This window comes from Pseudaquabacterium pictum (assembly GCF_005403045.1).
Classification (GTDB): Bacteria; Pseudomonadota; Gammaproteobacteria; order Burkholderiales; family Burkholderiaceae_C; genus Pseudaquabacterium; species Pseudaquabacterium pictum.
Map to the genome: position 1 here is coordinate 102,938 of NZ_BJCL01000013.1, position 12,941 is coordinate 115,878.

At 62.7% G+C, this 12,941-nt stretch carries 6 protein-coding genes; 5 read left to right on the top strand and 1 reads right to left on the bottom strand.

Annotation, left to right across the window (positions count from 1 at the left end):
* Positions 1-346 precede the first annotated feature (346 nt).
* The 5 genes from FFT10_RS20935 to FFT10_RS20955 all read left to right on the top strand — a co-directional run bounded on the left by FFT10_RS20935 (position 347) and on the right by FFT10_RS20955 (position 11,903).
* Positions 347-6,436 (top strand): DUF1800 family protein, encoded by a 6,090-nt coding sequence (locus FFT10_RS20935; protein ID WP_137734820.1) that lies wholly within the window; start codon positions 347-349, stop codon positions 6,434-6,436.
* Positions 6,436-7,863: a DUF1501 domain-containing protein gene (locus FFT10_RS20940; protein WP_137734821.1), complete on the top strand. Its 1,428-nt coding sequence runs from the start codon at positions 6,436-6,438 to the stop codon at positions 7,861-7,863. Before FFT10_RS20935 ends, FFT10_RS20940 begins: the two co-directional genes overlap by 1 nt.
* Before the next feature lie 349 nt (positions 7,864-8,212).
* Entirely contained in the window at positions 8,213-9,523 is a 1,311-nt protein-coding gene (locus tag FFT10_RS20945) for a nucleotide sugar dehydrogenase (RefSeq protein WP_137734822.1), read from the top strand.
* Complete coding sequence (locus FFT10_RS20950) at positions 9,520-10,737, top strand: glycosyltransferase family 4 protein (RefSeq protein WP_228027213.1); 1,218 nt, start codon at positions 9,520-9,522, stop codon at positions 10,735-10,737. The genes FFT10_RS20945 and FFT10_RS20950 overlap by 4 nt, the downstream gene beginning before the upstream one ends.
* Before the next feature lie 2 nt (positions 10,738-10,739).
* On the top strand, positions 10,740-11,903 hold the full coding sequence (locus FFT10_RS20955; protein WP_137734824.1) for an alginate lyase family protein: 1,164 nt from the start codon (positions 10,740-10,742) through the stop codon (positions 11,901-11,903).
* Between the two features lie 39 nt (positions 11,904-11,942).
* Here the strand turns inward: FFT10_RS20955 and FFT10_RS20960 are convergent, their stop codons facing one another.
* On the bottom strand, positions 11,943-12,845 hold the full coding sequence (locus FFT10_RS20960; RefSeq protein ID WP_137734825.1) for an acyltransferase family protein: 903 nt from the start codon (positions 12,843-12,845) through the stop codon (positions 11,943-11,945).
* Between the last annotated feature and the right edge of the window lie 96 nt (positions 12,846-12,941).

Sequence of the window (12,941 nt, forward strand, 5' to 3'; positions counted from 1 at the left end):
CGGGAACAGGCTAAACCCGAGAACGCGCGGGATCGAGCGCCCGCTCCTGTCCATGCGACGTCCCTGCCCAGGACATGCAACCAGAGCGTGCTTGCACGCTTTGGCAGGCCGGCTGCACGGTGGAACCCAAACTCTTGGACAAGCCCGACGCCAATGCGTGCGCCCCACCGTGGCCTCGACCCAGCCGTTGCGCGCCGGGGTTCGAGGAGGCCAGCCATACTCTGCCGGCCTGCCGATCGTGCATGCCGTGATGGCGTGCTTCACATTCTGAACAACCAGACACAACTTTCCACTCCGGCCTTCAACCTCTAGCGCCGAAAGCACGCTGACTGGCCTCTGTACGTCCATGGCTGCTTCGAGACCGCGAACACGGTGGCAAACAACAGCCGGACACAACTGGCCGGGACGCCCCCGCTCATCAGACATCAGACCGACCGATGACAGCGCGACCATTGGCGTCGCCGCTCCAGAACTGCGCCTCGACACACTGCCCCCAATTGGCCCTGCTTCCATGATCACCCTTGCTCAACGTGCTGCCCGGCTGGTGTGCACCGCAGTTGTCTCCTGCAGTCTGCTGGCGTGCGGCGGCGGCAACGAACCCGATCAATCGACACTGGTGCAGAGAGATTCTGCTGCCACAGCAGGGATGAAGCAGGCCTTGGCCGTGGCAGACAGCAACGAAGCACCGGGCACCATCCTGACGGTGCGCGCTCACGGCCGGCTGGCCGGCGGAGTAGGCCCGATCATGGAGGTGCTGGTCGACGGTGTGCGCATCGGCACGACCGAGGTGCGCGACACCCAACCCACAGACTTCCGGTTCGCCAGCCCCGCACTGCGCCCAGGCGCCAAGGTCGATGTGGTGTTCACCAACAACGCGCTGGTGGGTACCGAAGACCGCGACCTGATCGTCACGCAGGTCACCTCCGCCAGCACCTACAGCCTGCCCACCGACCCCGGCGTGGTCTACGACGTCGGCAAAGACGCCGAGGCCTTCGACGGCATCAACGCTTCGGCTGGCCGAATCAACATGTCCAGCAGCGGCGCGCTGCGCTTCACCTGGCCCGAGCCCAACCTGACCGCCCAGATCACCGTGCGCGCCAGCGCCAGCCTGGCCGACAACACCGGCGCCCTGATGAGTCTGCGGGTCAACGGCGTGACCATCGGCCCCGTCGAAGTGCGCAGCACCACACCGGCCGACCACACCTTCACCGTCCCAGCCTTCTCCCAGGGCAGCCGCATCGACGTCGTCTACAGCAACGACGCCACCATCAACGGCCTGGACCGCAACCTCAACGTGCACTACCTGCGCGCAGGCACCACCGTCTTGCTGCCCAGCGCTGCCGGTGTGCTCTACGACCTCGGTGAGGGCACCGCTGCCTTCGACGGCGCCAACACCTCGCCCGGCCAGGCCACCCTGCACAGTAACGGCGCCCTGCGCGCGGCCTGGGCCGCCGCCAACATGACCGACACCCTCACCGTGCGTGCCAGCGGCGTGGCCGCGGGCGATGTCTGGCCCCTGATGCAGGTCGTCGCCGATGGCATCCTGCTCGGTTCAACCGAGGTGCGCTCCACCGAGCCCGCCGACTTCCGCTTCGCCGCACTGCCCCTGCGCCCTGGCGCTCAGATCCAGGTCCTGCTGGCCAACCCGGGCAGCGCCAGCGGTGTCTCACGCAGCCTGAACGTCTCCTACGCCATCTCGGGCACCACCGTGCTGCGCCCGGGCGACGCAGGCGTCACCGCCAATGCCAGCGGCGCTGCCGGCGCATGGCCTGCCCCCAACCTCACCGACATGCTCACCGTGCGAGCCAAGGGTACCGTGGCCGCCAATGTGGGGGCCATCATGCAGGTGCTCGTCGACGGCATCATGGTCGGCACCACCGAGGTGCGTAACACCGACTTCGCTGACTTCAGCTTCCCCGCGCTGCCCATGCAGCCCGGGCGCAAGGTCGATGTCGTGTTCACCAACAACGAATTCGTCGGCGGTGTCGATCGCGACCTCTTCGTCGCCTACCTGACCACGGCCAACACCGCTGTCCGCCCCACAGATCCAGGCGTCACCTACGACGTGGGCAAGGGCAGCAAAGCTTTCGATGGGTTGGATTTGTCACACCACCGTGGGGCAATGTTTCACAGCGGTGCGCTGCGGTTCACCTGGCCGCAAGCCAATATCACCAGCACGCTCACCGTGCGGGCCAGCGGCACGGCCGCCGGCAATGTCGCCCCCATCATGCAGCTGTGGGTCGATGGCATCCTGGTCAGCAGCACCCAGGTGACCGCCACGTACCTGACCGACCATGCCATGCTCTCGCCCGTGCTCAAGCCAGGCAGCAAAGTTGAACTGCTTCTGGCCAATCCAGGCACCGTGAACGGCGTTCAACGCGCGCTGGTCACCACCTATGCCATGGCAGGCAACACCGTGCTGCAGCAGGCCGACAGCAGTTCAACCACCGGCGGCGTCGAGTTGCGCGGCACCTGGCCAAGCGCCAACCTCACCAGCACCCTGACGGTGCGCGCTCACGGCCGGCTGGCCGGCGGAGTAGGCCCGATCATGGAGGTGCTGGTCGACGGTGTGCGCATCGGCACGACCGAGGTGCGCGACACCCAACCCACAGATTTCCAGTTCGCCAGCCCCGCACTGCGCCCAGGCGCCAAGGTCGATGTGGTGTTCACCAACAACGCGCTGGTGGGTACCGAAGACCGCGACCTGATCGTCACGCAGGTCACCTCCGCCAGCACCTACAGCCTGCCCACCGACCCCGGCGTGGTCTACGACGTCGGCAAAGACGCCGAGGCCTTCGACGGCATCAACGCCTCGGCTGGCCGAATCAACATGCCCAGCAGCGGCGCGCTGCGCTTCACCTGGCCCGAGCCCAACCTGACCGCCCAGATCACCGTGCGCGCCAGCGCCAGCCTGGCCGACAACACCGGCGCCCTGATGAGTCTGCGGGTCAACGGCGTGACCATCGGCCCCGTCGAAGTGCGCAGCACCACACCGGCCGACCACACCTTCACCGTCCCAGCCTTCTCCCAGGGCAGCCGCATCGACGTCGTCTACAGCAACGACGCCACCATCAACGGCCTGGACCGCAACCTCAACGTGCACTACCTGCGCGCAGGCACCACCGTCTTGCTGCCCAGCGCTGCCGGTGTGCTCTACGACCTCGGTGAGGGCACCGCTGCCTTCGACGGCGCCAACACCTCGCCCGGCCAGGCCACCCTGCACAGTAACGGCGCCCTGCGCGCGGCCTGGCCCGCCGCCAACATGACCGACACCCTCACCGTGCGTGCCAGCGCCAGCCTGGCCGCCGGCATTGGTGCCGTGATGCAGGTACGTGTGGACGGCGTGGTTCTGGGGACCACGGAGGTGAAGTCCACCACGCCTGCCGACTACAGCTTTGCAACGTTGCCCATCACCGCAGACAGCCAGGTCGATCTTGTGTACACCAACGATGCGGTCATCAACGGCGAGGACCGTAACCTCAACGTTTCATACCTCATTTCAAGCACAACGGTACTGCGGCCAACCGCTCCGGGCATCACCTACGACCTGGGCAGCGGCATCGCCGCCTTCGACGGCATCAACACCGTGGCCGGCAGGTCTGCCATGACGGCCAATGGCGCACTGCGTGCCGCCTGGCCCACGCCGAACCTGACCGACTCGCTCACCGTGCGCGCGCATGGCCGCCTGGCAGGCAATGTGGGACCCAGCATGGAACTGCATGTGGACGGTGTGATCGTGGCGCGTGCCGAAGTACGCGCCACCGAGCCCACAGACCACACGTTCGCCGTGCCGACACTTCTGCCCGGCACCAGGATCGATGTCGTATTGACCAACCATGCCGTGGTCGCGGGGGTTGACCGCAACCTGGTCGTCGACTACCTGATTGCGGGCAAGACCTTCATGCTGCCCACCGCCCCGGGGAACAGCTATGACATTGGCACCGGTGCAGCGGCCTTCGACGGCCAGGACGTTCGCCCCGGCCAGCGAACGCTGAACAGCAACGCCGCGCTGCGCATGCAGTGGGCACAACCCAACATCACCGACCACCTGATCGTGCGCGCCCATGGTCAACTTGCTGGCAGTGCGGGGCCGGTGATGCAGGTGTGGGTGGACGGCGTGGCCGTGAGCAGTGTCGAGGTGCGCAGCACCACCCCCGCCGACTACATCATGCCCGTGCCCCCGTTGAAGGCAGGCAGCAGGATCGACGTTGCCTACACCAACGACGCTGTGGTGAATGGTGCAGATCGCAACCTGAACGTTGCCTATCTGCTGGCTGGCTCGACGTACATGTTGACGACCTCACCACTGGTGCAGTATGACCTGGGCCTGGGCGCGGCTGCGTTCGACGGGCTCAACGTACTGGCCGGACAACCGGGCATGGCCTTGAATGGCGCACTGCGCCTGATCTGGCCCGCGGCCAACATCCAAGACAGCCTGCTGGTGCGCGCCAGCAGCACTTTGGCAGCCGGCGTGGGTGCGTTGATGCAGGTGCGGGTGGACGGGGTGATCGTGGGCACGGTGGAGGTGCGCAGCAGCACACCGGCCGACCATATGTTCACCGTGCCGCGCTTGACAGCAGGCAGCCGCATTGATGTGGCATTCCTGAACAACGCCGTCATCAACGGTGAAGACCGCAACTTGTTCGTGCAGTACCTGAAGGTCGGCAATAACACCCTGATGCCCACGGCCCCGAGCGTGACACGTGACTATGGCGTGGGCGAAGCGGCGTTCGACAGCAACGACACCACCGCAGGCGACAGCACGCTCTACAGCAGCGGGGCCCTGCGCTTCACCGTGCCTGCGCTGCCGGCAACCGATGCCACGCTGACAGCACAGTACGCCGCCGCTCGCTTCCTGCAGCAGGCCACCTTCGGGCCCACCGCAGCCGAAGTGCAACGCTTGAGCACACTGCCCCTGAGCACGTGGCTGGCAGAGCAGATGGCCATGCCCGCGCAACCCGACTTTGTGCGCTACGTTCAGGGCAAGTTCGACCTGGGCGATGACTACCGGCCCAAAGGCAAGAACTACAGCATTGCCTGGCCAGCCCAGCGCTTCTGGGCGACTGCCGCCAACGGTCCCGACCAGCTTCGCAAGCGGGTGGCGTTTGCACTGCACCAAATCCTGATGGTGTCGCAGGCCGACTCGAACTTGCATGAGCATAGCCGTGCCTATGCCAGTTACCTGGACATTTTGAACCAGCATGCCTTCGGCAACTACCGCAACCTGCTGGAAGCAGTGTCCCTGAGCCCGGCCATGGGCATCTATCTGTCGCACATGCGCAATCGCAGGGAAGACCCGATCTCTGGCCGCCTGCCCGACGAGAACTTTGCGCGTGAACTGATGCAGTTGTTCACGATCGGTCTGCACGAGTTGAACAGCGACGGCAGCCCCAGGCTAGACAGCAGCGGCCAGCCCATCGAAACCTACGACAACCAGGATGTGATGGCACTGGCCAAGGTGTTCACCGGGTTCAGCTGGGCGTTTCCGGATGCACAGCTGACCGACCCTGCATTCCGCTGGGGCCGGCCAGACTACCTTACCGCAGCCGACCAGCGCGTCGATGTGCTGCCGATGAAGGCCTACCCTGGCCAGCATTCCGCGGCCGAGAAGCGCTTGTTTTCAGGCAAGCCCCATGCCATGGTGATACCTGCCAACAGCACTGCACAGGACAGCGTTCGCCTGGCACTGGATGCCTTGTTCATGCACCCCAACGTGGGCCCGTTCATCGGCCGCCAGCTGATCCAGCGGCTGGTGACCAGCCACCCCAGTGCAGGCTACGTGGCGCGGGTGGCTGCCGCGTTCAACAACAACGGTGCGGGCGTGCGCGGCGACATGGCAGCCGTGGTGCGCGCCGTTCTGCTGGACGCGGAGGCCCGCAACCCACCGGCGGATGCGATCGGCAAACTGCGTGAACCGGTGCTGCGAGTGACGCAATGGATGCGCGGCATGGACGCGAAGTCGCAGTCCGGCCAGTACCTGATGGCCATGGAACTGGCCAACCAGGGCCAGCGTGCCTTGTATGCACCTTCGGTGTTCGGCTACTTCAGGCCCGGATTCGTGCCGCCCAACAGCGCCTTCTCAGGCAACAGCATCACCGTGCCCGAACTGCAGATCGTCAACGAGTCCACCACCGCCCACTGGGTCAACCTGGCGCTGGCCATGGCCAGCGGCGGCCTGGGGCAGAGTGACACCGGAAGGGACGTGAGCAGCAACCTGGAACCCTTGGTTGCGCTGGCGACGGCAGGCAACATCGACGCCCTGATTGAACGGCTGAATCTGCTGATGATGGCAGGGCGCATGAGCCCGGGTCTGCGGCAGGATCTGCTGGACGCCATTGCCGACATCCGCGGCACGACGGCAAGCAGCCATCTGAACCGGGCCCGCGTGGCACTCTTCCTGACCATGGCTTCGCCTGAATACCTGGTGCAACGCTGATGACGACCTCAACCCATTCACGCCGACACTTCTTGCGTGCGGCAAGCGGCCTGGCCGCAGCCGCCGGGCTGCGCGGCGGCGCGCCCCTGGCCACCGGCCTAGCGGGCATGGCCGCCATGGCAGCCCAGAGCAGCCAGGCAGCCGACCTGTCTGGCCCCTACCGCGCGCTGGTGTGCCTCTTCATGCACGGCGGCAACGACAGCCACAACTGGGTGGTGCCCACCGACACCACGGGCTACGCAGATTACGCCAGGGCGCGCCAGGAACTGGCCTGGCCAGCACACAAGCTGCTGCCCATCAGCGTGAGCGGCCAGGCTGCCGGCCGCAGCTTTGGCATGCCTGAAGAACTGGCACCGCTGCGCCGATGGTACGAAGCCGGCCAGGCTGCCATCGTCGCGAACGTGGGCCCGTTGGTGCGCCCGATCACAAAACCGGAATATGCCGCCGGCATGGGCTTGCCCGCCAAGTTGTTCTCGCACAACGATCAGGCATCGACCTGGCAGAGCCTGTCGCCCGAAGGCGCACGGTCGGGCTGGGGTGGGCGCCTGGGCGACATCTTGATGTCGGCCAATGCCTACCCGGTGTTCACCGCAGTGTCGGCAACAGGCAACGCCGTGTTCCTATCGGGCAGCCAGGTCACCCAGTACCAAGTTGGCGTGGAGGGGCCGGTGGCGCCATCCGGCGTCAGCAGCACCAGCGTCTTCGGATCGGCCACGGCACCGGCCGCACTGCGGCGCATGCTGGCCAACGTGGGCACCAGCCCATTGCAGGCCGAGTACGTGCGCATTCTGCAGCGCGGCATGTCAGCCAACACCATCCTGCAGACTGCATTGCCCGGCGTGAGCGTGCCGCCCATCCCTGCCACCACCATTCCATTTGGCACGGGCGGCAGCTACAAGCTGGACGAGGACGACCTGACCAAGCAGTTGCGCATGGTGGCGCAAATGGTTGCCGCGGGGCAGACGCTGGGCATGCGCCGCCAGGTGTTCATGGTGTCGATCGGCGGGTTCGACAGCCATGCGAACCAGATGCGCGACCAGCCGGCACTGATGGCCCGCGTGGCCAACGCCATCGACTACTTCCTGACCAGCATGGGCAGCCTGGGGATGTTGAACAACGTTGCCTTGTTCACCGCGTCAGACTTCGGCCGTGCGCTGCTGAGCAATGGCGACGGCAGCGACCACGGCTGGGGCAGCCACCACTTCGTGGCGGGCGGCATGGTGGCGGGGCGCAACATCCATGGCCGGTTTCCAAGCACCGCCCTGGGTGGCACCGACGACATTGGGTCCGGCCGCCTGCTGCCATCGCAATCGGTCACACAAATGGCTGCACCGTTGGGCCGCTGGATGGGCTTGTCATCGTCTGACTTGGCAACTGTGCTGCCAGGCATTGCAAACTTCGACGCAAACGCGCTCCGCTTTCTGTAGCCCCGTCTCTATGCCGCGTGCACGGCGGGTGGATTGGCCGGCTGGGTGCATGCAGCGCCCATTGCGCAAGTGCGCGTCGCTCTCGGCGAGCCCGCCTAAGCCTGTGGCTCTCAGCAATCTCGTTGCTGGTGCAGACACGTCGACGCTGCTCGCAGAGGGATGCTGTCAAGGCGCAGAGCCCGCCCCCGAGTCAGCCTGCTGTTCAACACGGTAGCTTTCAGCACTGCGGCAACGCCAGTGGACAACAAGCGAAGCTGAAGCCGCGTCATGATCGTCCCTTAACATCGCCGATGAATGGCAGGATTTGGGTGGTCCAAATCCTGCTTAGTTTGCACAGATTGGTGAAATCATGAAAATCAGTATCTTCGGCCTCGGTTATGTAGGCGCCGTCTCGGCAGGCTGTCTGGCGTCAGATGGACACACGGTCATCGGAGTCGATCCGAACGCGACCAAAGTGGATCTGATCAACAGCGGCGTGACACCCATCATCGAGAAAGACATCGGCGGAATGATTGAGCATGCCGTCAAAGCTGGCACGCTACGGGCGACTGTCTCGGTGAAGGATGCTGTCCTGGCGACAGACCTATCATTGATCTGCGTCGGAACACCATCGCAACTCAATGGCAACCTTGACCTTTCTTACGTGAGGCGTGTCTGCGAGGAGATCGGGGCAGCCATGCGCGACAAGGAGGGCTTTCACGTGGTTGTGGCACGATCAACGATGCTGCCAGGATCCATGCGCAACCTGGTGATCCCCACCTTGGAACAAGCGTCCGGTAAGACTGCGGGTGTTGATTTCGGCGTCTGCAACAACCCCGAGTTCTTGCGTGAAGGTACGGCTGTATACGACTACTACCATCCGCCCAAGACAGTGATCGGTGAAACCGATAGCCAGGCCGGGCAACGGCTGGTGGATCTATATGCATCCCTCGATGCCCCGATGATTCGCACGACCGTCGAGGTTGCGGAGATGGTGAAGTATGCCGATAACAATTGGCACGCTGTCAAGGTCGCCTTTGCCAACGAAATCGGCAACATCTGCAAGGCCGTCGGGATCGACGGCCACCAGGTGATGGACATCTTCTGCCAAGACACCAAGCTCAATCTGTCGGCCTATTACATGAAACCGGGGTTTGCGTTCGGTGGATCGTGTCTGCCCAAGGATGTGCGCGCGCTGACCTACAAGGCCCGGAGCATGGACCTGGATTTGCCCTTGTTGAATGCCGTGCTGCCATCGAACGCGAGGCAAGTTCAGCGCGCCATCGAGATGGTCACCAGCAAGGGCCACCGCAAGGTCGGCGTTTTGGGCTTCGCCTTCAAGGCGGGCACCGACGACCTGCGCGAATCACCCATGGTCGATGTCATCGAGCACCTGATCGGCAAGGGCTTCGACCTGCGCCTGTTCGACCGCAACGTCAACATGGCGGCGCTGACTGGTGCCAACCGCGACTACATCCTCAACCACATCCCGCACATCTCGAAGTTGATGGTGAACTCGGTGGAAGAGGTGATGGCGTTTGCCGACACGGTCGTCATCGGCAACGGCGCAGCGGAATTCAAGGCCGCGGCATTGAACCCGCGCGATGGCCAATGTGTCGTCGACTATGTGCGCATTGCCGATCGCACGAGCGGCCCCGCTTACGATGGAATCTGCTGGTGACTGAGCTCGTCGAAACGCAACGGCCGGCGCATGGCCGGCGTGTGCTGATCCTGGTTGAAAACCTGCCGTCGCCGTTTGACCGCCGAGTCTGGCAAGAGGCCACAACGCTGGTAGCCCATGGCTACCAAGTGTCGATCATCTGCCCCACCGGCAAGGGCTACGAACTGCCGTACGAGCTAATCGACTCGATTCACATCTACCGGTACAACCTGCCCAACGAGGGCGAGGGTGCGCTGGGGTACCTGCTGGAATATTCTGCTGCCCTGTGGCACACCTTCCGGCTGGCGTACAAGGTGCGGCGGGAGCGAGGCTTCGATGTGATCCAGGCCTGCAACCCGCCTGATCTGCTGTTCCTGGTGGGAGGTTTTTTCAAGCGTTTCTATGGCAGCCGCTTCGTGTTTGACCACCACGACATCAATCCCGAACTGTACGAAGCCAAGTTCGGCCGGCGCGACCTATTGTGGAAGCTGATGGTTTGGCTGGAGCGTCAGACATTCCGCACCGCTGATGTGTCGATTGCCACCAATGAGTCATACCGGCAGATTGCGCTTGAGCGGGGCGGCATGCGCGCCGACCGCGTGTTTGTTGTACGCAGCGGGCCGAAGCTTGATCGCCTGAAGATTCAACCACCCAAGCCGGAACTGAAGCGGGGCAGACGCTTCCTTGTCGGCTATGTCGGGGTGATGGGCAAGCAGGAAGGCATAGATTACCTGCTGCGGGCGGCACGGCACATCGTGCATGAACTGAAACGCGATGATGTCCACTTCGGGCTTGTGGGCGGCGGCACCTCGCTTGAAGAGATGCAGCAGTTGGCGGGGCAACTAGGACTGGCCGATCACGTCACTTTCACGGGGCGGGTGCCGGACGCGGAGTTGTTGGACATGCTTAACACCGCTGACGTCTGCGTCAACCCCGATGTGGCCAACGACATGAACGACAAATCGACCATGAACAAGATCATGGAGTACATGGCCCTGGGCAAACCGATCGTGCAGTTCGACTTGGCAGAGGGCCGCTTTTCTGCCCAGGAAGCCTCGCTCTATGCAGCGCGCAATGATGCCGTTGACATGGCACACAAGATCGTAGCGTTGCTGGACGATCCGGAACGGCGCCTGCACATGGGGCAATTCGGGCGCAACCGCGTGGAACACGAACTGGAATGGCGCTATGAGGTGCCAAAGCTATTGCGCGCCTACGAAACGCTGTGGACCTGACGATGGCTGCACCGAAGGCGCCGGCGCTGGCACACAAGCCTTCCCAAGACGCGACGGAACGACGCCCGCATGGGGCCATTTGGGCTCAACAGGGCCCAGCCCTGCTGCTGGCGCTGGTGCTTGGCGGCCAGGCATTGCCTGCGCTCGCCAACAATTTCAAGCTGCCCTACGAAGTGGCGGCCATGCGTGCGATGCCGGTTGATCCGTCCGTGCGCCCTCGGCCTTGTCCGGACTTGGTGAATCCGCCATTCCAACTGCAGCATGGCTCGCGCTACAAGCGGGGAGACGGCTCGATTTCCCAGGTCGACCCGCAGTTGGCCGCCGCCGAAATCGAGGCCACGCGGCCGGTTCGCCAGTTCAACCGCATCATTGCGGACATGGCCAGCATCTCGCTGAAGGCGCCGCAGTTTGCGACTGCTGCCATGGAGTGCGTTGTTCGGCATCTCGACCACTGGGCCAGCGGAAGGGCCTATCTGGGAGAGAACTCCAACCAGGGCGAGTACGAGAAGAAGTGGGGATCCATCACCTACGCACTGGCCTACATCGAGAGCCGGCAGGCAGCGACACCGGCACAACGCACCCGCATCGAGGCCTGGCTGTCACGCATGGGGCACGATGTGCATGCGTTCTACAGTCGGCCGGCCATCTGGGGGCTGAACAGCCGCAACAACAACCATGCCTACTGGGCTGCACTGTCTTGTGCTGCCGTCGGCATGGCGAGCAATGACCAGGAGTTGTTCCACTGGGGGATGTCTCGCTTCGTCGCGGCGCTGGACGACATCGACCCGTCCGGCCATCTTCCGCTGGAACTGCGCCGCGGGCCACGCGCGTTGGAGTACCACGCCTTCGCACTCGGACCCTTGCTGCTGCTGGCGGCGATTGCAAAGGCCAATGCGGTCACCGTGCCTGCGCCTGGTCTGGCGGCCTTGCACCGCCTGGCCGACAGCGTGCGGGCCGGCATGTTGGATCCGGATGTGTTCACCAGGCTCACTGGCCAGAAGCAGACGATCGTGAAACCGCGCCCTGCGGAGTGGGCCTGGGCTGAACTCGCCTTGCATATTTGGCCAGACAGCACGCTGGATCGCCAGATCGCAAAAGATAGGCCGTACTTTCATATTTGGCTTGGAGGAGATCTGAGCATAAGATATGCAAATCGGCCCCGATAGTGCATCAAACCAGACCAAAACCAACAGAAATATAATTTATTAGGACATGTATCTGCGGAAGAATACAGAGTGCTTCCTAGCAAGAAATACAAACGTCAACGATAAGAAGAAACTGAGGGTCGCCAAAACAGCACCAGGAGGAAGCCCCATATTCGCCAGCAGCTTTTGGAATGCAGTATGCGACAGATATATTCCAAGTGTACACTCAGATAACGGCAACAAGTCAAAACCGATTCTGGGACTGAACCAGCCCGCAGCGATTGCGATCATCGCCGCCGACCCAACAAGATATGGCAACCCAAACCTAAGATCGAGGCCAGACATCAGCAGAGACCAACCCGTCAAAAATACGCCTAGTCCAAGTTGAATGGGGGTCAAAGACCGAAAATAGTATATAAACACTCCGAATAAAACCGCAGGGAGCGCGTGCATCCACTGCGCGATGGGATAACCAAGCTGAACCGAGAGCGGGCGCCAGCTTGCCCCCACTAAGAACATTGCTGCACCCGAAAGCAGGGACAGCCCAGCAACAGTATGCACAGAGAAGTTATTCTTTACGACATCAAAAAGCAGGAGTACCAAAAATATATAAGGCATGTACCACAAATGAATGCTGGGTCCAGCCAATACTCCAGCCATCCAACCTGATTCCACATTGACTACAGGCTTGCCCGCAAAGAAATTTGCCGCCGCGTAAACCAAAAACCATAGAAACCACGGGACAATGATCCTAAAAAAGCGTCTTTGAATGGACTGATAATCAATAATTCGACTTCCACTCAAAAACACTGACAGCATAATATAAAATATTAAGCCAGCATATGCCACCGGGGACTGAGTGCCCTCCGCATGAAACCATACGATACCGAAAGCGCTGACCAAACGAGCAATTTCGATGTCTGGTCGTTTTGGCGCGAGAGCGGGTGATTCCTGATTAGTCAAAGCTTATTTGATTTAAACGCAACAGATCAAAATTTCATCGCATAAAACCAACAAAGCAATCTCAGTGCTACTTTCGACTTTCAAGACCGGCCTAGC